Genomic DNA, 20,021 nt, shown 5'->3' on the forward strand with positions numbered 1-20,021 from the left:
TAGCCCGACAATTTTACTATCAACTGGATAAAATCTAACCGACAAGTTATGACGCACTATCACTACAAAGTGCTGTAAATATGACCAGCCCATCACCATATCAATAAGGTGAGTTCTGAAATATATTCCTCTCTCCCTACTTTATTTTTCTTTAAGCAATCATTTTTCAAACTCACACCGCTCAAAATTTATTTTGTGGAGCATGTGATGCAAAAGCAACTCTATACAACCCCTTTCGCCCAATATATGGGCAAAGATGTAAATGGGTTTTACAATGTCCGATTAGGGCCCAAAATTTATCTGCTCAAAGTTTCTTTGAACTACACTCCTGAATTTGATACCGGGTTTTTTGGAGGTATTCAGGCTGCGCCTTTTGATTGGAATACGGTGCTGGTCAAAGATACTATAGACAGTCAGCCCCGCCCGATTCACTCAAATGAACTGGCCATGAAATGGCTCAAGAGTAATCTGAAAAGGATTATCAACTACCATCGTGCCATCAAACGCAATGCTGACAGCCAAACAATGCGCTACAGCAAAGAACAGCGTATCAACTTTCGTAATGCGCAATATAATGCGACTTAAGCCCGATCAAGGCAGTAACGTATCTCTTCCTTGCCTAACCATTTTCCTTTCAAAGGCTGTACTCGCAGCCTTTGGGAGTATCATCATCATGTCAGATGAGCACTGTTCAAAATAACAACGGATATAATCTCTTGATTGAATATTCAGCAACTTCTCATTTCGATATTAATGTGTTCGGTAATTCAGTTTTTATTGACCTTTCAGGCCATTTTTTAAGATTAATTTTCTTTTGTTGATTTATATTTTAAATTCATGCCTAGTAAAGTCATCCAAATAGTTTATCCACGGATAGATCATTTTTTCAGATGATTGGAGACTATAGATTGAATGATTTTATAGCCTTTCATCGTGATCTGAATAAATAATTCATTGAATATTTAGGATTAGATTTGTTAATACATCAGTGTCTGGGTAAATATCTAAATAGTTCAACAAAAATAGCTATATAGCACTCAGTTAAGCGCAATAGTGTTCGATTAATATCCTCATAATTGTTTATTTTATATGGTATTTTATAAAAACCATTGATATTAAAGGATTTTTATCAATATAAGGATAAATTGTGGAGTAAAATTACACTCAAATAATAGAGTTTTATTGAAATTTTATTAAGAAACCTTATATTGGTATATACGTAGCGACCAAGAGCCATATGAATCTATTCTCATACAGCATTGGTTTATACCTTTTTGATTAGAGGAACACCTCATGAATAAGTTAACAGTTGCAGTTTTTGCAGGCCTAATTACCCTTACTGGTGTTAGTGTACACGCTGCAACCCCAGAACAAGAATGTAAAAAGTTACAAGATGACTATAACCTCATCTATGCATCTAAAGGATTCTGTTTTAAAGATGCTGATGCAAAAGCGAAATATGGTAACGAGAACTGCCATACCACTAAGCCAAAATTCTCTGATAAAGAGCAGCAACGTCTAGATGACATCAAAGCGCGTCAAAAAGAACTGAACTGTAAATAAGCAAGTTTGCGCGGAGTGTAAGCACTCCGCTTTACTCTAAACAAGAGTCTGCATTTTCAATATTAAAGCACCTACTCCCTATTTAAGGATGAATCATGGCATACGATGACCAAAATATTTTCGCACGTATCTTGCGTGGTGAATTACCTGCAATCAAAATCTATGAAGATGATCAGGTACTCGCATTCATGGATATCATGCCTCAAGCTGATGGTCATGCTTTAGTTATTCCAAAAACTCCTGCAGTTACCCTACTCGACTTGCCTGCAGAAGCAGCGGCTTATACCATTCAAGTTGTACAAAAAGTTGCACGAGCGATTGAAAAAGCCCTGAATGTTGAAGGTATTGTACTGATGCAACTGTCTGGCGCTGCAGCGGGTCAAACCGTGCCCCATGTTCACTTTCACCTGATTCCAAGTTCTGTGCATGAGCTGGGTCGCCATGCGGCACAAATGGGTGATCAGGAAAAAATCAAGGCATTTGCTGAAAAGATCAAAGCTGAGCTTTAAATGTCAGTTTAGTCAAAAGCGGAGTTATTACTCCGTTTTTTTATTTTCTAACTCTTTAAAAATAAATAAGAAATATAATTATTACCAAATATGAATCGTCATCAAACTGTCATTTTTCTTTCACTTCTCTGTCACAAAGTTTACCGATACTGCATACAAGTCAGTGAGCTGTGTAACTTTATGTACACAAGCAAGCTTATAACAGTAACTAAGGCATCGGCCATTTACAAAAAAGTGTTTTGGAGAAATATCAATGAAAAAATTGCTTCTTGCTGCTACTGTAGCAACTTTAGCCATGAACGCAGCGCAAGCAGCACCAACATTGTATGGTAAGCTCAATGTGACTTTGGATCAAATTGATAAAAATGGCTTTAAAGACGAAAGCGTAACTAAAGTAAACTCAAACGCTTCTCGTATTGGTGTAAAAGGTGAAGAAAAACTGACTGATAAACTTTCTGCAGTGTACTTGATTGAATGGCAAGTAAGTGCAGATGGTGACGGTGATGTGTTCAGCAACCGTAACCGTTTTATAGGTCTTAAATCTGATGGGATCGGTACCTTAAAAGTAGGTCAGTTTGACTCATACTTCAAAACTGCTGCCGGCAATAATCAGGATATTTTTAACGATCACAATGAATTGGATATGACCAAAGTTCTTGTGGGTGAAGATCGTTTAAAGAACGTGATTGGTTTTGAAACAGATAAAAAACTGCTGGGTGGTTTAGGATTTAACATCATGTTCCAGCAAGGTGAAGAATCATCAGCTGTTAAGAACGATGTTAAGGGCCAAAAAGGCAGCCGTGATGGATTTGGCGATGGTGTGTCAACCTCTTTAACTTATGAAAATAAAGACTGGGGTCTAGCAGCAGCAGTTGCAGGTAACTTTGGTGTTGCTTCTAAATACAATGCTTATAGTGACTTAAGCGGCGACAACAGTGTTTATTCTGATGCAATCCGTGTTACAGGTTCTGTCGACCTGACACCAGCTGGCGTTGAAGGTCTTGTGTTTGGTGCATTATGGCAAACAGCTCAACCAACAGATGATACAGTGATGGTAGGCTCACCAGCTGTTTCATACAAGGGCTTACAAGAAGATGCCTATGGTGTAACAGCAGCCTATACCATCCCTTCAACACCGGTGAAGTTAAAAGCAGAATATATTTCTTCTACAACTGAAGTTAATGGCCGTGATGATCGTAAACAAGATCTTTATGGTGTAGGTGCTGACTATCAAATCAACAAACAAACACGTTTCTACGGTGTGGTAGGTCAACAAAAACGTGATTGGTTAGTAAAAGATGATAAGAAAACAACCATCGGTTTAGGTATGGAATATAACTTCTAATCTGAAGTTAGTTCTTCAATAAAAATAAAAGGGCAATCAATGGATCTGCCCTTTTATTTTTTGGACCGGACCGGCTGATCATTAAAAAAGTTTTTTACCACTTTACGAAAATTCTGAATCACTTGCTCCTGTGTTCTACCGCGTCTAAAAATAAGCGAGAATGGTGCGTTATAACCAAACTTTGCGGGTAGTAAAACTTTTAAACGTTTTTGTTCCACCCAGTGCTGGGCAAAATGTTCCGGTAAATAACCAATATATTGTCCAGATAAAATTAAAATAAGTTGAGCCTCCATGGAGTCAACTGTCGCAAATGAATGCTTAAATCCCTGTTTTGCCAATTCGGTATGACTCCAGTATCCCCGACTGACCATTTTGCCCTGCCGGATAACGTCCGCAGTCAGGTTCTGTTGTGCGAACATGGGATGTTGATCACTGCAAAATAACCATTGTTGTTCTTGATGCAGAGGCTGATACATGACCCCATTCATTTTCATAAAGAATGAACCAATCGCAACGTCAAAACGGTTTTCCAGAATCCCCATTTGCAATTCATACGGCGACTGCACCTGGATTTTGATATAGATCTGCGGATATTGCTTTGAAAACTGGCTAATCATCTGATCCAGAGGAATATTCTGATCGGTTACCATACAATCCAACATGCCGATTCGTAGCGTCCCGGTTAACTCTCCCTTAATCTGGGCCGTGTGTCGGGAAAAGTTCTCCAGTTCATGCAGGATACGCTTAGCCTCCTGTAAAAACATCTGTCCTTTTTCTGTTAATGAAAAGCCGCCACGTCCCCGTTCACATAACTTAAAACCTACGACTTGTTCGAGTTGAGTCATATAGGTACTAATCGCAGAGGTGGAAAGATTTAACTCCTGCTGGGCATTGGCAAAGCCTTTATTCCTTACCACACTGACAAAAATCCGAATTAATTTAATATCAGAATAGGCCACGTCTTCCATCATATTTTTCCTTATTTCCTCGCCTTATTTTAAAACATCCATGATCAGATTAGTTTAGAAAAATCTGAACTAAGTTTTTTAAAAATAGGATTTAACCCGGTTTGCGGGTGGTGAATAAATAAGAAAAAGGAGAAATACATGAACAAGACGTTAAATCAACCGCTTGGTGGAAATGAAATGCCTCGTTTCGGGGGGATTGCCTCCATGCTCCGTCTGCCCGTGGTAGACAATGAAGCAGAACTTGCAGACCTTGATGCAGCTTTTATCGGAATCCCTTTAGATATTGGTACCTCATTACGGTCCGGTACCCGTTTTGGCCCACGTCAAATCCGTGCTGAGTCCGTGATGATTCGTCCTTATAACATGGCAACTGGTGCTGCGCCTTTCGAGTCGTTGAATGTCGCCGATCTTGGGGACGTTCCGATTAATACCTTTAATTTGGCTGAAGCCGTACGCATTATTGAAGCACATTATGATCGTATTCTGGCACATCCGATTATCCCCCTGACACTTGGCGGCGATCATACCCTGACCTTACCCATTCTTAGATCTATCTATAAAAAGCATGGCCCTGTTGGCCTCGTTCATATTGATGCGCATGCCGATGTCAATGATGAAATGTTTGGCGAAAAAGTCGCGCATGGCACCACCTTCCGCCGTGCAGCCGAAGAAGGCTTACTCGATTGCCAGCGCGTTGTCCAGATTGGCTTACGGGCTCAAGGCTATAGTGCAGATGATTTTAACTGGAGCCGACGTCAAGGTTTTCGCGTGGTACAGGCCGAAGAATGCTGGCACAAATCACTTGCACCGTTGATGGAAGAAGTCAGACAGCAAGTCGATGGCGGGCCGGTCTATCTCTCCTTTGATATTGACGGAATTGATCCTGCATGGGCACCTGGTACAGGCACACCAGAAATTGGCGGCTTGACCACCATTCAGGCCATGGAAATTGTCCGCGGTTGCCAAGGTTTAAATCTGGTGGGATGTGATCTGGTTGAAGTCTCTCCACCTTATGACACGACGGGCAATACCTCTCTATTAGGTGCCAATCTCCTGTATGAAATGTTATGTGTTCTACCCGGAGTTACTACACATAAGTAATTGTATTCGCAAAAGATAGGAATCAGATAAAGACAGACTCAAGGATTTTAGAGGATGAAAATAGATCAATCAAAACGGGCTGCTGCTGCAGCTTTCGTGGGTACAACCATCGAATTTTATGACTTTTATGTTTATGCCACTGCCGCCGCACTGGTTCTGGGTCTGGTGTTTTTTCCTGAAACTGACCCGGTAACCGGTACGCTGGCTGCATTTGCCACTTTTGCGGTTGGGTTTATTGCCCGACCTGTGGCCGCGGTCATTTTCGGACATTTGGGCGACAAAGTGGGCCGTAAAAAGATGCTGCTATTTACCATGCTGTTAATGGGTTTGGCCACTACAGGAATCGGCTTGATTCCGAGTTATCACCATATTGGAATATGGGCACCGGTACTGTTAATTGTACTGCGCTTTTTACAAGGACTTTCCGTAGGTGGTGAATGGGGCGGCGCAGTATTAATGGCCAGTGAGCATGCACCTGCACACAAGAAAACCTTTTTTGCTTCTTTTGCTCAAATGGGTAGTCCAGCGGGCCTGATCCTTTGTCTGCTAGTTTTTCGGGCCATTACTTCATTAGATGAACAGGACTTATTCACTTGGGGCTGGCGTATTCCCTTCCTGCTCAGTTTCGTCTTTATGTTGATCGGCCTTGCAATACGTTTAGGTGTTGAAGAGTCACCAGAATTTAAACAAATTCAGGAAAAACAGGAAATTGTAAAGTTCCCTATTAAAGAGTTACTCAAACATTACTGGCCTCAGGTACTTTTTGCAGGGCTCTCAATCACGATCGGCACCGCGGGTTTCTTTTTTACCAATACCTTTATGATGACCTATGTCACCCAATATGTAGGCATCAGTCGCCCAACCATTCTGGATGCCTTATTTTGGGTAACTGTATTTGAATTTATTGCGATGCCAGTGGCTGCATGGTATGCCAGCAAAATTGGTTCGCATCGTTTTTTATTCTGGGCGGCCATTTTATGTATCGCCGTTCCTTATCCCATGTTCATGCTGGTCAGCACTAAAAATATTTATTTGATCGTTTTAGGCATTACCCTGGCCGTGATTGCGCTGTCTTCCCTCTATTCCGTTGTGGCAGGTTTTATGGCTGAAGCTTTTCCTGCACAAGTACGCTATTCCGGTATTTCCATTTCCTATCAAATGATTGCAGCGATCACAAGTGGCACTACACCCTTAATTGGAACGTTGCTTGCACAACGTTATGCAGGTGAATGGTTACCCTTGGCGCTTTTATTTAGTTTTTTATCCTTGCTTTCTCTGATTGGTATTTGTGGCATTACACATCTCAGGAAGAAGCAAATGCATAGCTCTTTAGCGACTCAGGAACAGCAGGTTTCAAGAGATGCCGCCTAAATTATAAATTTTAGGACCAGGGAAGTTCCTTAGATAAAGCAGGAAAAACAATATGAACAAACAGAATTCTAAATCAATCACACACATTGAAAGTTTTGGTATCGAAGAAATACCCGCATATGCCCGTACGGCGACACCATTCGATCTGTTCCGCCTGAGTTTTGGCGGTGCCAATACCTTCTCGACCTGTGTATTAGGAAGTTTTCCGATTATGCTGGGTCTTTCATTTCAGGCAGGTTTATTGGCAATTTTATGTGGCGTTGTATTTGGTGCATGTATCTTAGCACCCATGGGAATTTTTGGTGCGCGTACCGGAACCAATAATGCCGTAGCCTCAGCTGCGCATTTTGGTGTTCACGGCAGAATTGTCGGTTCTTTCCTGTCCTTACTTACCGCGATTGCATTTTTTTCACTGTCGGTCTGGAGCTCCGGTGACGCGCTGATTGGGGCCACGCAACGCTTATTCGATCATTCTTCTCAAAGCAACTGGCTTTACGCACTGGTATATAGCGGCTTTGCCTTACTGGTACTGGTGATCTGTATCTATGGTTTCCGTTTTATGCTACTGGTAAACCGAATTGCGGTGATTGCCTCAAGCCTATTGTTCTTTTTAGGTATTTTTGCTTTTTCTCAACAATTCGATTCAGCCTATGCAGGAAAAATCCAATTGGGACAAGCTGGATTTTGGGCTGCCTTTATTGGGGCGTCATTGATTGCATTCAGCAATCCCATTTCCTTTGGAACTTTTTTGGGTGGCTGGTCCCGTTATATCCCGAAAGATACATCTTCACACAAAATCATGGTCGCAGTTTTTGCTTCTCAGCTTGCAACCCTTATTCCCTTTTTATTTGGTCTTATGACAGCCACCATTGTCGCAACTCATGCACCGATGTTTATGCAGCAGAATAATTACATTGGCGGGCTGATTCAGATTGCACCGGCCTGGTATTTTATCCCCTTATGTCTGATTGCGCTGATTGGCGGTTTATCTACAGGCACCACGGCGCTCTATGGTACAGGTTTGGATATGTCGAGTATTTTTCCAAAAACCCTCAGCCGTGTTAAAGCGACCATCTGTGTGGGCTTGCTCTCGATCCTGTTTATTTTTATAGGCCGTTTTGCAGCGAATCTGACTCAAAGCGTCATGACTTTTGCCACCCTGATTGTGGTGTGTACCAGTCCATGGATCATCATTATGATTATCGGATTTATATCGCGTCGAGGGTATTATAAAAATGATGATTTACATGTATTTGCAACTGGTATAAAAGGCGGTGCCTATTGGTTTCATCATGGCTGGAACTGGCGTGGCATCATTGCATGGATTCCAAGTGCCCTGATTGGCTTATGCTTTGTGCATTTACCGGATCAGTTTATCGGGATCTGGGGGCATTTATTTAACGGTCTGGATCTCAGTCTACCCATTAGTATTGTACTCGCAGCACTCCTTTATACTTTACTGCTCAAACTGTTCCCTGAACCAAGCTCGGTGTATGGCCCCACATTCACGACTGAAAGCTCAAAGCAACAATGTCATTCATCATTTATTTCAAACTAAGCCATTTTCAGTGGATATAGAAGCTGAACTCATCAACATTGCGCCACAAAAAAGCCTGCTTAGATCAAGCAGGCTTTTTTTGAAGGAAAAATTATTTCTTTAAAAAACCACTGACCAGATTCAGCACTTGCTGAATATCCTGATTGGCTTCTTGAGGATTGGTATTGCTGCCCTGAGGCGTCAATGAATCAATCACTTGTGGTAGAACCGAAGCGATCGCACCGTAAATCGCCTGTTTAGGCGCTTGGGTTTGCTGAGCAACCTGCTCAACATCCTGATCATCAAATAAGCTTTGAATATTCTGCGCAGGAACATCTTCGGCATTTTGCTGTTGTGGATCGACCCAGCTTTGTACCTGATTACTTAAACCGGCATTTTTCAGCTTATCCAAGGCACCTTGTAAGCCACCTTGTTTTTGAATCCAGGCTAAAACCAGAGGTAACACGGCAATCAATAAAGTTTGCGCTGTACTACCGCCACCGGTTGCATTGCTTTGGGTTGAACCTGAGGCACCGCCCAATTGACCCAGCACCGAACCTAAAATACCGCCTAAGCCACCTTGCTGATTTTGCGTATTCTGCTGTTGTCCACCCAGTTGACCCAGTACCGAACCTAAAATCCCACCTAAACCACCAGCCTGACCTGACTGTTGCTGACCACCGCCTAAAGCTTGCTTCGCTAAAATTTCAACAATATTGGTTAAATCTGTCATAACCTAAACGTTCCTTTTGGAATTATTTATCCCAAAAGCATACGCTGCTTTGAAAATACAGCACAAAGATAAATTGTTAAATTTTGCAAGGCTTTGCCCTGAAATAATGATCTGATTAAAAGCGCAGCATGAAGCATTTACCAGCGGAATTTATCCCAGTTTTCCGGATTGGCCCAGAATTTGGAATTGAACCAGTCCGGCACATGCTTATAAGTCAAAATATTAAACTGCCACAGTGCAAAGTCACTGTCATGCGTCGTCTTATCAATCAACTGGGTAAACCCGAGCGAACGTAACAGCTTTTCATCTTCACGCTTGCTCACCACCACGATTCGCTTTGCCATCAGGTCACGTAACTTCACCAACAGCTGTGCTTTTTGCGTTTCAGTCAGATTTTGCATTTCTTCTGTATCAAATAATACAAAACCTAAATCATAACGTTGCGTAAATGGCAGACTTAAAAAGTCAGTTACGTTAAAATAATGCCATTGAATTGAAGCATTTTGGTCAATCTGCTGACCGATACAAAGTGCAGTATGAATGGGCTGTTCTTGAGATAAATCGTCTAGCATAGAAGTGATGACATTTTGTTCAGCCATAACTGCAACCCTTGATTGAGAAAGATGAGAGTTTATTCATGGAACTACAAGGCATTTGTCATAAAATGCATGCAGCGCTCAAAACGCATAGTGTAACTGATCAATCAACAAGCAAGGCAAATGTTGAATATAAATTTATATTAGATCGTACAGAAACTGACCTGCCATTTGTGTTAGGACAGGAAATCGAGATCGAATGGACCGGGAATATCTTTTGTACCTCGTGCGGCTCAAAAACACCGAAGTCTTATTCACAAGGACATTGTTTTAAATGTTTTAAAACCAAGGCCGAATGCGACCTGTGCATTATGAAGCCAGAAACCTGCCATTATCACTTGGGCACCTGCCGTGAAGATGAGTTTGCCCATAGCGTTTGCTTCCAGCCGCATATTGTCTATTTAGCCAACTCCAGCGCCTTGAAAATCGGCATCACCCGTATCGTGAATATGCCGACCCGCTGGCTGGATCAAGGTGCAACTCAGGCGCTACCGATTTTAAAAGTCGGGTCGCGCCGTCTGTCAGGGCATCTGGAAACCTTGTTTGGTACCCAGATTGCAGATAAAACCGACTGGCGTAAACTCCTTAAAGGTGAAGCTGAACCCTTAAACCTGATTGAAAAACGTGATCAGATTCTGGAAGAGTTTGCACCTAAGATTCAAAGTATTCGTGAGGAGTTTAACCAGAATCTTGAGTTCAATGAAAATCTGGAGTTTTTGGAGAACGAAAAACAGCAGGAATTTATTTATCCAGTCGAAGCTTATCCTGAAAAGATTAAATCGCTGAATCTGGATAAAACGCCTAAAATTCGTGGTGTGTTGCAAGGCATTAAAGGCCAGTATTTATTAATGGATATTGGGGTGATCAATATCCGTAAGTACACAGGCTATGAGCTCATTCTTCGCGCATAATCCGAATCATAAAAAGGTGGCTTAATTGCCACCTTTTTTGTTTATCCAGTTTTTAAACAGTTCAAAATTGCCTGTACCGGATCCTCGGTATTCCCCGAGATCAACTGCTTATGCATGCTTAAATGTTGCATCATCTGAATATGCGCCGTTTCATGATCCATAAGACGTTCAATTTCAGTGGCTAAATGCTGAGGTGTTGCGTCGGCCTGAATCAGCTCCTCAATCACTTTTTTGCCGGCAATAATATTGGGCAAAGAATAATAGGGAATCTTGACCAGCAATTTGGCAATGATATAGGTCAGCCAGTTCAACTTATAAAAAGTCACCATTGGACGATGCAATAGCATTGCTTCAAGTGTTGCCGTACCAGAAGCCAATGCCACGATATCACTGGCATTCATGACCATACGGCCAATCTTGGATTCTGCGTCGCTATTTTCCAGCACATGAATTTTAGCTTTCAGGCTCGCATCCAGATTTTGAATGCCCTGTTCAATCTGATGCTTGCGCGCATCATTAATTGCAGGAATTAAAAACTCGAGCTCAGGATGCTTGCGATGCAGGATTTCTGCAGCACCCGTCAATAGCGGCAGTAATCGTTCAATTTCACCACGGCGGCTACCCGGTAATAACGCAATGTGAGTAATATGTGCCGATAATCCCAGTTGATGTTTGGCTTCTGCAATTGGATTTTTTAACGGTAATTGTTTCGCCAAAGGATGCCCGACGAATGCAGCGGCAACCTCATAATTTTCATAAAAGGTTTTTTCAAATGGAAATAAACAAAGGACCAGATCAATACTGCGTTTAATGCCATGTACACGGCCTTGCCGCCATGCCCATACCGATGGACTGACATATTGCACAGTTTTTATCGGTAAATTCTTTTCTTTAATGGTTTTGGACAAACGTAAATTAAAATCTGGCGCATCAATACCAATAAATATATCAACCGGATGCTCGCTCCAGCGTTCGACCAGACCATCACGCACAGCAAATAATTTTTTCAGGTCTTTGAGAACTTCCACAATTCCCATGACCGACAGGATTTCCATGGGATAATAGCTATGGAAACCTTCCGCAATCATTTGTGGACCGCCAATCCCTTCAAATTCGACATCGATGCCTTGTTCGCGAAAACTGCGCATGAGTTTCACGCCTAGAGTATCTCCAGAAACTTCCCCCACCACGATACCAATTTTTAGTTTTTGCTTTAACAAGACCCACGCCCCACAGAAATGTTTAAATGATTCTAACAGAATGATTTTACATCGAATCACCCCAAACCATGCAAATTGTTCATGATTGGTGAAAATCAATTCCGATCTAAGATGACATTTATTATTAAAAACACAATCTAGATTTACGATGAATGAAGAATTGATTGAGATGGAACGAAGACTTAATATAAACAAGAATCATTTCCATATGTGATTTATTTCTCTCTCCTTTTGCTTCAAGACCCGTTATGGCTAAATCTGCATCTGTTTCGCTTGTCTACCGACTGAGCATTTTTTATCGCTTTGTACTGAGCTTTGTAGTGGGTTATCTGTGCATGATGTATTTAAGCCTCGGACTCGGTTCATTATTTAGCCATATATTAGACAAGGCAGAAGCAATCTATCTAGCCGCATTTATTTCGATTCTGTTTTATCTGGGCTTTATCATTCTGAGTTTTTGCGCACATTCGCTGTGGAAACTCAGCTTGACCAGTCTGGTGTTGACCGGCGCAATGTTTGGCTTATCTGTGGGTTTAAATTAAAAATGCAAAATAAAGGTGTTCGCCAATCAATGGCATGGTTACATGCGTGGACGGGTCTGATTTTTGGCTGGCTTTTGTTTGCTATTTTTTTAATGGGAGCAAGTTCGTACTATCGTCACCAGATTAATTTGTGGATGCAACCGCAACTGGCGCAGGTTCAAGTCAATCAGGATACCGCTATCACTACAGCGGCCAATTATCTGCAAACGCATGCGGGGGATGCCAAATCATGGTATCTCAAGGTGGCCAATCATGAAGAACCGGTCAATAAAATGTATTGGCAACAAGCCAGTGGGGCTTATGAAAGCCGTAGTCTGGATGCCAATACAGGGCAAGAGTTAAAATTGTCGGCTACCCAAGGCGGGGATTTCTTTTATAACTTCCATTTTCAACTGTATGGCGTTCCTATCATGGTTGGACGGCTGATTGCCTGTCTTGCTGCCTTTATTATGCTGATCGCTTTGGTCTCTGGCATCATTACCCATAAAAAGATCTTTACCGATTTCTTTACCCTCAGAACCTTTAAATCGCAGCGTTCCTGGCTGGACTTTCATAATGTGTGTTCGGTACTGGCACTGCCCTTTTTCCTGACCATTACCTTTACCGGATTGGCGATTTTCTTTTATCTGTATCTGCCGTGGGGCATGCAGAAACTTTATCCAGACAATCCTTTTCAATACTTTACCGAGATTCGAACCACGGAAAAAAGCACGCCTCATCAAGCTGAACCGCAAAAGGCGGAGATGTTGCCGATTGGCACTGTATTAGAACAAGTTAAACAACAATGGGGAGATCAAGCCTTAGCATCCATTGAGGTCAAAAATCCTAATACAGACCAGGCCATCATTACCTTTAAACAATTGGAAGATCGTTCGATTACCTTGAATCAGGCACAAATTACCTTTGATGGACAGGGTAAGATATTGGCCAATACCCGAAATGAAAGTGCGGTTGCAACCTTAAATGCGGGTGTTTATGGGCTGCATATGGCGACGTTTGCACAACCGTTATTACGCTTTGCTTTCTTCTGTTCAGGCATTTTAGGTTGTTTGATGATTGCGTCTGGCCTATTGTTATGGAGCTTAAAACGTCAGATTCAAAATAAATCTGATCAATTCCATTTGGGCTACTATCTGGTGGACCGCTTAAATATTGCAGCTTTTGTCGGTCTTCCAACCGCAATGCTGGGCTATCTATTTGCCAATCGCTTTGTACAGGTGAGCGACACCTCACCCAATTATGAAATTTATACGTTTTTTAGCGTATGGGGATTAAGCTTTATCATCGCCTTATTCACCCAAAAGCAATATTTATGGAAATCACAGATTTTCATCTTTGGATTAGTGGCCTTGCTTCTACCGATCTATAACCTGATTTATCTAATCAATCACCAGCTCATTACGGATTGGCCAAGTTACTGGCTATTTCTACGGATTGATTTATTCCTACTGGTCTGTGCCCTATTTGCCATGTTTATTTTTAGAAATATTCAGCCGATTCAAGCCAAATCTGCCCAGAAAATCAAAACTAAGTTAGCGAAACAACAAGAGGTCAACGCATGATTCTGTTGAGCCTTGTATTGACCCTGATCGGGATGTTATTGCTGTATAAATGTAGCGCTAAGCAAATCACTAAAGCCAAACAACAGGTTTTCATTCGCTATAAAACCCAGTTGAGAGTCTTAGCTTATGCCTGCTTTTTGATTGCAGGTAGTTTACTCTGCCTCACCTATGGCAGTTCCATTGGATTTATCAGTTGGTGGATCTTCGCGACCCCCGTCACTTTTTTATTGGTGTTGTGGGTTAATGAGCTTAAGCCGGCTAAAAAATTCAAATAATCTTGATACAACAGCTATCCTTAACTTTTGCCAAGGATAGCTTTATGGCTAAAAATTAATGCCCGTGATGGCTATGGTCTTCCTGAGCAGCCGTTTTATCTTTGTCATCACAACATTTCATCTTTTCACAGCAATTTTTTTTTGTGGTGGCCTGTTTTTCTTTACAGCAATCACTTGCAGCAAAAGCAGGTACAGTCATGGCCAATAATAGTGTTGAAAGCAATACGGTTTTAATATTAAACATGGTCATGTCCTTGAAATAACAATAAGAAATTTGAATTTATAAAAACAGGACATGATTTGGAGGGCGATAAGGTAACTGATAAATGCCTAAAGTCAATTGATCTACATAGGCTGAATTTGCTGTTTTAATGGATTGTATGCTTCGTTCAATGGAATGATGGCTGTATTCAAATGTTGCAGCAACACAGCACAGACTCTTTTGACAGTGTGATGTATCCATTTTGCCACTGTCCATCCGGTCATGCTCCGTCATCCTAGACATTCCACAATCTGACATTGCATCGTGATTTGCAATGACGTGCTCTACGACAGGTTGATTCACCTCATTCATAGACACAGCCATCGCATAGCTATTGGTGATCAAACCCATAGCAATCAGCAATGAAATGAGACTTCGAAGGAAAATAGACATAAGCGAAATGATCAAACATACAATCCGTGTATAAGTCTCAAAATAAACCACTCGCAGTTCAGAATGCAAGCTGATCAGCATAAAGATGGCTTAAAAAACCAGAAAATTAGGTTTCTTTAGCTTTTTTTTGCATAAGCAAATCATTATTCATCACAACGAGTTATCTCAAAAAAGCATAAGATATGCTGATTTTTGCATAATTAGGCATATTGTCGATGTTTGGTCCTATAGAATTTATTATGGCTGGGGTATTGGTTGGCTTCTGTGTCGGTATCACAGGTGTCGGCGGTGGTTCACTCATGACCCCTATCCTGATCAGTCTGTTTAAGATCGAACCTCATATTGCCATTGGTACCGATCTACTTTATGCCTCAATCTCTAAATTCTGCGGTTCAGTTGTTCATGCCAAAAAACTGAATATTGTCTGGCCTATTGTCCTCTGGCTTGCCTTAGGCAGTATTCCTGCATCATTTGCGACGTCTTGGGTACTCGAACATTACTTAAGCCAATCAACGCATTATAAAGCTGTGCTGACCATGGTCTTGGGCTTTATGTTGACGTTGACGGGTATTTCAATTGTTTTCCGTACAAAAATTGAAAAGCTGTTTGACCGTTTCCGTAACCGTGAGCAAGCGAATATGGAAAGCGAGCAACATGCTTTGCAACACAAACGTCATTACATTGTCATTATGGGAATCGTATTAGGTATCTTTGTTACCCTGTCATCTGTGGGTGCCGGTGCCTTTGGTATCATGGCATTGGTCCTCATGTTCCCGAATTTACCCATGATCCGTATCATTGGTTCAGACGTGGTTCATGCGGTATTACTGACAGCAGTTGCAGGCCTTAGCCACATGTCTTCAGGTAATGTCGACTTTAGCCTGTTGATGTGGTTATTGGTCGGTTCTATCCCGGCCATTATTGTCGGGACTTTAATCAGCTCACGTATGCCAGAAAGACTGATTCGTAAAATTTTAGGGATTACCTTATTTGCTTTGGGCGTGAACTTTATTGTGAACCCGGTAAAAGCCAAACCGAAGCCAGTTGAGATGCATCAGGCTGTCGTTGTACAGCAGACAAGTCATTCAACAACAATTGTTTAAGCGAACAAATGCCGCTGCTTTCTGCATAAATTATCGTTATTGCTAGTTAACCGGTCGGCATTTCATGCTATATTCGCAGACAAAATAACCTCTTTTTTCGATTGAATTTGTGACAGCAATGAATACTCTACAGTCAAATCCAGTTTCTCAGCCCGATATCGATGATGTAAACATTAAAAGCATTCAAACGCTGATTACACCAGCAGAATTGAAAGCTGATCTTCCATTATCTGAGGCTGCGTCTCAAACTGTGTTACAAGGACGTGCAACTGTACGCAACATTTTAGATGGCAATGACAAACGTTTATTTGTCGTGATTGGCCCATGCTCAATCCACGATCCTAAAGCTGCACATGAATATGCTGATCGCCTTAAGGTTCTTAGCGAAAAAGTAAAAGACACTTTATATCTGGTGATGCGTGTTTATTTTGAAAAACCGCGTACCACAGTAGGTTGGAAAGGTTTAATCAATGACCCTGACATGAATGACTCTTTCAATATTGAAAAAGGCTTGCATATTGGTCGCGGCTTATTGATTGATTTGAATGAAAAAGGATTACCTTGCGCGACGGAAGCACTTGATCCGAACTCACCACAATATTATCAAGACTTGATTTCATGGTCTGCAATTGGTGCACGTACCACTGAAAGCCAGACTCACCGTGAAATGTCTTCTGGCCTTTCATCTCCTGTCGGCTTCAAAAATGGTACTGATGGCGGCTTAACCGTTGCAACCAATGCGATGCAGTCAGTTAAACATGGTCACAGCTTCTTGGGCCTGAATGAAAATGGTCAGGTTGCAATTATCAATACCAAAGGTAACCCGTACGCACACGTGGTATTACGTGGCGGTAACGGCAAGCCGAACTATGATGCCACTTCAGTTGCAGAAGCTGAAGCTGCGTTGGCAAAAGCCAAAGTCAGCAACAAGATCATGATTGATACCAGCCATGCCAATTCAAATAAAGACCCGTACTTACAACCTTTGGTGTTGAAAAACATTACAGAACAAATCCTTGATGGCAATAAATCAATTGTTGGGATCATGGTGGAGAGTCACTTAAAAGGTGGTCGTCAGGATATTCCTGAAAACCTATCTGACCTTGAATATGGTAAATCAGTGACTGATGGCTGTATTGACTGGGAAACTACAGAAAAAGCCCTACTCGAAATGCATGAAGCATTAAAAGATGTTTTACCTAATCGTTAATCTTTAAATAGATGTAAAACAGGCTCTTATGAGCCTGTTTTTTGTTTTGAACTACACGGATATGTTTTGAACTAACCTCTTATTTTCATTATACTGCTGCCACATTTCTCCTACGACGTATCGCTGATATGAAGTCCAGTTTTCGTCAACATTTGCTTAAGTGGCGTGCCTATTTTGGCGCGGTGACTTTGCTATGTTTACTCTGGCATATCTTCTTACCAACGATGGTCCATACAGGCGTCGTACCTGCACTTTATGCAATGCCAAGCCATTGCCAGGTCACTGAAATTCAACATGTCTCGTTGATGTCTCAAACCCATTCCGGTCATCATCAACACGGCATGCATGACATGCATCACGGACCGCAGCTCCAGCATGCCAAACATGCCCAACTGAGTGAATATGCACAGCAAGTTTTTGCACTTGCAAGCCAGATCATGAAGTATTGTCCTTTATGTTCCCATGGCCTCGATGCTGCTGCGATCGTCCCGCTGATTGCATTCATTATTATATTTCTACTGGCTTGGTTCAGTCGCGTTCGCTGCCTGTGCCATTCTTGGACAGAAGATCTGCACATCACCCGCATCTTCTATATTTTTCCAATCAAACAAGCCCCGCCACTCGCTTTATAAATCGCAAATTTTACTTCGTACCCCGTAAATAACGTTGGTACGTCCTTAGTTCTTGCTTTTTATAGAGTTCAACATGAATACTCAATTCCGTTTGTCTGTATTAACGGCTGCGTGCCTGTCTGTTGGCTATAGTTCCGCTGCTTTTGCTGAAACTGCACTGCCTGATACGACCAAAACCTTAGCCACCATTGTGGTCACCGCAAGTCGTGAAGGTGAATCGATTAATAATACCCCTGCTGCGATTAGTAAAATTAACAGCAAGGACATCGAAGATAAACATGCAACCTTTATTGGACAGGTGCTGAATCAAACTCCAGGTGTGTTAATGAACGACTTGGGCAATGAACAGCATATGATGTCCATTCGCCAACCGATGACCACAGCAGCCGTTTATCAATATCTAGAAGATGGTGTCTCGATTCGCCCTGTGGGTGTGTTTAACCACAATGCCTTGTATGAAGTGAATCTGGCGGGCATTGATAGCATCGAAATTTTACGCGGCCCTGCCAGTAGCTTATATGGCAGCAATGCGATTGGCGGAACCCTTAATTTTCTGACCAAAGCTCCAAGTGCTACGCCCACGGCCGACCTTGGGATTAGTGCCAGTTCTGAAGGATATCGCCGTGTCGATATCGGTGCATCCAATACCTTTGATAGCGACTGGGGCGAGCATGGTTTAAGAGTTTCAGCCTATGCCAGTGATCGTGGTAATAGCTGGCAAGATCATGCTGAAAGCAATAAACAGAGTGTGACGCTCAGACATGACTGGCGCATCTCTGATGCCACCCAAATCAAAAATATCTTCAGCTATAATCATTTAAAAGCGGATATGACCGGTAGCTTAAATCTGGATGATTACCGCAAACGTCCAGGATACAGCTACCAAACCTTTACCTATCGTGAAGTGGATGCCACGCGGCTTTCTTCTCAAATTAACCATCAATGGAATAATCAGCAACAAAGCCAAGTCACCTTGTATTATCGAGACAATACTACCGAACAGAATCCAAGTTATAACATCCGTACCGATGTTAAAAATGGCAAACCGACGGGTACTTATAGCGGACAAACCACCTATAACGCTTTTCAGTCCTATGGTTTAAATGCGCAGCATTCAGCAACATTGGATCAGGTCAAACTGATTGTTGGGGCAATGATTGACCATTCTCCCAACCAAGCCAGAACCAATGATATCCAAGTATTTCGTGACCCGAATAGCTTGGTCTATACCGGTTATCAACAACGCCAGCGCTTACGTGACTTTAATGTAGACGTCAATAATCAGGCGGTCTATGCACAAGCCAATTGGCAAGTGTTACCGACTTTAAATCTCGTCGGTGGTGCACGCTATGACTGGATCAGTTATGACTATGAAAACAAATTAACTCCGTCAAAAACCACAGGCGCACCGAATGAGAAACGCGATTTTCATAAAGCCAGTCCTCAACTCGGTTTTGTCTGGAACCTGACGCCTGCGATTGACCTTTATAGCAATTGGTCACAAGGTTTTGTACCACCCGAAGTCAGCAGTTTATATGGTGCGAATCTGGTGACACCGGACTTGAAAGAAGCCACATTTAATAATATCGATGCAGGTCTGCGCTTTAAATTACTGGATGATCGCTTAGACGGTGAAATCACGTTATATCGCTTAGAAGGTGAAGATGAAGTGATGAGCTATACCAAGCCAGATAACACACGCGAACCACGCAACACAGGTAAAACCTTACATCAGGGAATTGAAATTGGAGGAACCTGGAAGCTCAGTGATTTATATGATCAGCGCTTAAAGCTCTCAGGCAGTGTGGCCAAACATGAGTATCAGCAGTTTCAACCGTCGAGTGTTTTAGATTATAGCGGCAACACCATGCCGAGTGCGCCGAAAACATTTGGTACGCTTGAATATCAGATCAAGCCAATACCTGAGCTATTACTTTCTGCAGAAGCGGTTTATGTCGGCGCTTACTGGATCAATGATGCCAACACGGAAAAGTACGATGGTCATACTTTGCTGAACCTACGTGCCAATTACCGTAAAAATGCTTATGAAATCTATGGGCAAATTCTCAATGCCACAGATCAGCATTATGCGGAAAGTACCTCATTTAGTAATAACCAAGTCAGTTATACCCCCGCTGCACCACGAACCTATTTATTAGGTTTAAGTTACCATTTTGGGAAATAAGCA

At 42.0% G+C, this 20,021-nt stretch carries 21 protein-coding genes; 15 read left to right on the forward strand and 6 right to left on the reverse strand.

Annotated elements, in window-relative coordinates:
* The first annotated feature begins 207 nt into the window (after nucleotides 1-207).
* From MSG93_RS05780 to MSG93_RS05795, 4 genes are all read left to right on the forward strand, one after another.
* A complete protein-coding gene (locus MSG93_RS05780) occupies nucleotides 208-585 on the forward strand; it encodes a hypothetical protein (protein ID WP_324620918.1) in 378 nt (125 codons plus the stop codon).
* 708 nt (nucleotides 586-1,293) lie between these two features.
* A complete protein-coding gene (locus MSG93_RS05785) occupies nucleotides 1,294-1,563 on the forward strand; it encodes a YARHG domain-containing protein (RefSeq protein ID WP_005230352.1) in 270 nt (89 codons plus the stop codon).
* Nucleotides 1,564-1,658: 95 nt separating this feature from the next.
* Nucleotides 1,659-2,072, forward strand: coding sequence for an HIT family protein (locus MSG93_RS05790; protein ID WP_005230351.1), 414 nt, complete (start codon nucleotides 1,659-1,661; stop codon nucleotides 2,070-2,072).
* Nucleotides 2,073-2,325: 253 nt separating this feature from the next.
* The gene (locus MSG93_RS05795; protein ID WP_324620919.1) at nucleotides 2,326-3,417 is read left to right on the forward strand and encodes a porin; all 1,092 of its coding nucleotides are present in this window, start codon (nucleotides 2,326-2,328) and stop codon (nucleotides 3,415-3,417) included.
* 53 nt (nucleotides 3,418-3,470) lie between these two features.
* Here the strand turns inward: MSG93_RS05795 and MSG93_RS05800 are convergent, their stop codons facing one another.
* Nucleotides 3,471-4,388 (reverse strand): LysR family transcriptional regulator, encoded by a 918-nt coding sequence (locus MSG93_RS05800; protein ID WP_420714298.1) that lies wholly within the window; start codon nucleotides 4,386-4,388, stop codon nucleotides 3,471-3,473.
* Nucleotides 4,389-4,523: 135 nt separating this feature from the next.
* On the opposite strand from MSG93_RS05800, the gene speB reads away from it, so the two are divergent.
* From speB to MSG93_RS05815, 3 genes are read left to right on the forward strand one after another with little or no spacing between them, the layout of a single operon-like run.
* Nucleotides 4,524-5,486 (forward strand): agmatinase, encoded by a 963-nt coding sequence (gene speB, locus MSG93_RS05805; protein WP_324620920.1) that lies wholly within the window; start codon nucleotides 4,524-4,526, stop codon nucleotides 5,484-5,486.
* Between the two features lie 54 nt (nucleotides 5,487-5,540).
* Nucleotides 5,541-6,857 (forward strand): MFS transporter, encoded by a 1,317-nt coding sequence (locus MSG93_RS05810; RefSeq protein ID WP_324620921.1) that lies wholly within the window; start codon nucleotides 5,541-5,543, stop codon nucleotides 6,855-6,857.
* A gap of 52 nt (nucleotides 6,858-6,909) precedes the next feature.
* Nucleotides 6,910-8,415 (forward strand): purine-cytosine permease family protein, encoded by a 1,506-nt coding sequence (locus MSG93_RS05815; protein ID WP_324620922.1) that lies wholly within the window; start codon nucleotides 6,910-6,912, stop codon nucleotides 8,413-8,415.
* A 91-nt stretch (nucleotides 8,416-8,506) separates the two neighbouring features.
* Here the strand turns inward: MSG93_RS05815 and MSG93_RS05820 are convergent, their stop codons facing one another.
* A complete protein-coding gene (locus tag MSG93_RS05820; RefSeq protein ID WP_005285721.1) occupies nucleotides 8,507-9,127 on the reverse strand; it encodes a YidB family protein in 621 nt (206 codons plus the stop codon).
* Nucleotides 9,128-9,264: 137 nt separating this feature from the next.
* Nucleotides 9,265-9,726, reverse strand: a complete 462-nt coding sequence (locus MSG93_RS05825; protein WP_005230344.1) for a DUF6231 family protein — start codon at nucleotides 9,724-9,726, stop codon at nucleotides 9,265-9,267.
* Between the two features lie 38 nt (nucleotides 9,727-9,764).
* On the opposite strand from MSG93_RS05825, the gene MSG93_RS05830 reads away from it, so the two are divergent.
* Nucleotides 9,765-10,634 carry a DUF2797 domain-containing protein gene (locus tag MSG93_RS05830; RefSeq protein WP_005230343.1) on the forward strand — a complete coding sequence of 290 codons (870 nt, stop codon included), beginning with the start codon at nucleotides 9,765-9,767 and terminating at the stop codon, nucleotides 10,632-10,634.
* Between the two features lie 41 nt (nucleotides 10,635-10,675).
* Here MSG93_RS05830 and lpxB read toward each other — a convergent pair whose 3' ends face one another.
* Complete coding sequence (lpxB, locus tag MSG93_RS05835; protein WP_262764576.1) at nucleotides 10,676-11,854, reverse strand: lipid-A-disaccharide synthase; 1,179 nt, start codon at nucleotides 11,852-11,854, stop codon at nucleotides 10,676-10,678.
* A gap of 248 nt (nucleotides 11,855-12,102) precedes the next feature.
* Between lpxB and MSG93_RS05840 the strand changes: the two genes are divergently transcribed.
* Genes MSG93_RS05840 through MSG93_RS05850 form a run of 3 tightly spaced genes read left to right on the forward strand, consistent with a single transcriptional unit; the run spans nucleotide 12,103 to nucleotide 14,233 of the window.
* On the forward strand, nucleotides 12,103-12,396 hold the full coding sequence (locus tag MSG93_RS05840; RefSeq protein WP_199948160.1) for a hypothetical protein: 294 nt from the start codon (nucleotides 12,103-12,105) through the stop codon (nucleotides 12,394-12,396).
* Between the two features lie 2 nt (nucleotides 12,397-12,398).
* Nucleotides 12,399-13,958, forward strand: a complete 1,560-nt coding sequence (locus MSG93_RS05845) for a PepSY-associated TM helix domain-containing protein (protein ID WP_324620923.1) — start codon at nucleotides 12,399-12,401, stop codon at nucleotides 13,956-13,958.
* Complete coding sequence (locus tag MSG93_RS05850; protein ID WP_324620924.1) at nucleotides 13,955-14,233, forward strand: DUF1634 domain-containing protein; 279 nt, start codon at nucleotides 13,955-13,957, stop codon at nucleotides 14,231-14,233. Before MSG93_RS05845 ends, MSG93_RS05850 begins: the two co-directional genes overlap by 4 nt.
* A 55-nt stretch (nucleotides 14,234-14,288) precedes the next feature.
* On the opposite strand, the gene MSG93_RS05855 is transcribed toward MSG93_RS05850, so the two are convergent.
* Both MSG93_RS05855 and MSG93_RS05860 read right to left on the reverse strand, forming a co-directional pair.
* The gene (locus tag MSG93_RS05855) at nucleotides 14,289-14,477 is read right to left on the reverse strand and encodes a hypothetical protein (RefSeq protein ID WP_324620925.1); all 189 of its coding nucleotides are present in this window, start codon (nucleotides 14,475-14,477) and stop codon (nucleotides 14,289-14,291) included.
* Between the two features lie 36 nt (nucleotides 14,478-14,513).
* The gene (locus MSG93_RS05860; protein ID WP_324620926.1) at nucleotides 14,514-14,888 is read right to left on the reverse strand and encodes a hypothetical protein; all 375 of its coding nucleotides are present in this window, start codon (nucleotides 14,886-14,888) and stop codon (nucleotides 14,514-14,516) included.
* A 215-nt stretch (nucleotides 14,889-15,103) separates the two neighbouring features.
* On the opposite strand from MSG93_RS05860, the gene MSG93_RS05865 reads away from it, so the two are divergent.
* The 4 genes from MSG93_RS05865 (at nucleotide 15,104) to MSG93_RS05880 (ending at nucleotide 20,018) form a co-directional block, all read left to right on the forward strand.
* The gene (locus tag MSG93_RS05865) at nucleotides 15,104-15,991 is read left to right on the forward strand and encodes a sulfite exporter TauE/SafE family protein (RefSeq protein ID WP_324620928.1); all 888 of its coding nucleotides are present in this window, start codon (nucleotides 15,104-15,106) and stop codon (nucleotides 15,989-15,991) included.
* A 118-nt stretch (nucleotides 15,992-16,109) separates the two neighbouring features.
* Nucleotides 16,110-17,201, forward strand: a complete 1,092-nt coding sequence (locus tag MSG93_RS05870) for a 3-deoxy-7-phosphoheptulonate synthase (protein WP_005285707.1) — start codon at nucleotides 16,110-16,112, stop codon at nucleotides 17,199-17,201.
* A gap of 128 nt (nucleotides 17,202-17,329) precedes the next feature.
* Nucleotides 17,330-17,833 (forward strand): hypothetical protein, encoded by a 504-nt coding sequence (locus MSG93_RS05875; RefSeq protein WP_324620929.1) that lies wholly within the window; start codon nucleotides 17,330-17,332, stop codon nucleotides 17,831-17,833.
* A gap of 73 nt (nucleotides 17,834-17,906) precedes the next feature.
* Complete coding sequence (locus MSG93_RS05880) at nucleotides 17,907-20,018, forward strand: TonB-dependent receptor (protein WP_324620930.1); 2,112 nt, start codon at nucleotides 17,907-17,909, stop codon at nucleotides 20,016-20,018.
* The last annotated feature ends 3 nt before the right edge of the window (nucleotides 20,019-20,021 follow it).

This window comes from Acinetobacter sp. IK40, from assembly GCF_035615075.1.
GTDB lineage: Bacteria > Pseudomonadota > Gammaproteobacteria > Pseudomonadales > Moraxellaceae > Acinetobacter > Acinetobacter courvalinii.

Excerpts from the sequence above, each read along its gene's own strand:
- MSG93_RS05865 (WP_324620928.1), top strand. The coding sequence starts at position 15,104 with ATGTTTGGTCCTATAGAATTTATTATGGCTGGGGTATTGGTTGGCTTC.
- MSG93_RS05790 (WP_005230351.1), top strand. The coding sequence starts at position 1,659 with ATGGCATACGATGACCAAAATATTTTCGCACGTATCTTGCGTGGTGAA.
- MSG93_RS05815 (WP_324620922.1), top strand. The coding sequence starts at position 6,910 with ATGAACAAACAGAATTCTAAATCAATCACACACATTGAAAGTTTTGGT.
- MSG93_RS05810 (WP_324620921.1), top strand. The coding sequence starts at position 5,541 with ATGAAAATAGATCAATCAAAACGGGCTGCTGCTGCAGCTTTCGTGGGT.
- MSG93_RS05870 (WP_005285707.1), top strand. The coding sequence starts at position 16,110 with ATGAATACTCTACAGTCAAATCCAGTTTCTCAGCCCGATATCGATGAT.
- MSG93_RS05840 (WP_199948160.1), top strand. The coding sequence starts at position 12,103 with ATGGCTAAATCTGCATCTGTTTCGCTTGTCTACCGACTGAGCATTTTT.
- MSG93_RS05785 (WP_005230352.1), top strand. The coding sequence starts at position 1,294 with ATGAATAAGTTAACAGTTGCAGTTTTTGCAGGCCTAATTACCCTTACT.
- MSG93_RS05820 (WP_005285721.1), bottom strand. The coding sequence starts at position 9,127 with ATGACAGATTTAACCAATATTGTTGAAATTTTAGCGAAGCAAGCTTTA.
- MSG93_RS05855 (WP_324620925.1), bottom strand. The coding sequence starts at position 14,477 with ATGTTTAATATTAAAACCGTATTGCTTTCAACACTATTATTGGCCATG.
- MSG93_RS05830 (WP_005230343.1), top strand. The coding sequence starts at position 9,765 with ATGGAACTACAAGGCATTTGTCATAAAATGCATGCAGCGCTCAAAACG.
- MSG93_RS05800 (WP_420714298.1), bottom strand. The coding sequence starts at position 4,388 with ATGATGGAAGACGTGGCCTATTCTGATATTAAATTAATTCGGATTTTT.
- MSG93_RS05780 (WP_324620918.1), top strand. The coding sequence starts at position 208 with ATGCAAAAGCAACTCTATACAACCCCTTTCGCCCAATATATGGGCAAA.
- MSG93_RS05875 (WP_324620929.1), top strand. The coding sequence starts at position 17,330 with ATGAAGTCCAGTTTTCGTCAACATTTGCTTAAGTGGCGTGCCTATTTT.
- speB (WP_324620920.1), top strand. The coding sequence starts at position 4,524 with ATGAACAAGACGTTAAATCAACCGCTTGGTGGAAATGAAATGCCTCGT.
- MSG93_RS05860 (WP_324620926.1), bottom strand. The coding sequence starts at position 14,888 with ATGTCTATTTTCCTTCGAAGTCTCATTTCATTGCTGATTGCTATGGGT.
- MSG93_RS05795 (WP_324620919.1), top strand. The coding sequence starts at position 2,326 with ATGAAAAAATTGCTTCTTGCTGCTACTGTAGCAACTTTAGCCATGAAC.
- MSG93_RS05880 (WP_324620930.1), top strand. The coding sequence starts at position 17,907 with ATGAATACTCAATTCCGTTTGTCTGTATTAACGGCTGCGTGCCTGTCT.
- MSG93_RS05850 (WP_324620924.1), top strand. The coding sequence starts at position 13,955 with ATGATTCTGTTGAGCCTTGTATTGACCCTGATCGGGATGTTATTGCTG.
- MSG93_RS05825 (WP_005230344.1), bottom strand. The coding sequence starts at position 9,726 with ATGGCTGAACAAAATGTCATCACTTCTATGCTAGACGATTTATCTCAA.
- MSG93_RS05845 (WP_324620923.1), top strand. The coding sequence starts at position 12,399 with ATGCAAAATAAAGGTGTTCGCCAATCAATGGCATGGTTACATGCGTGG.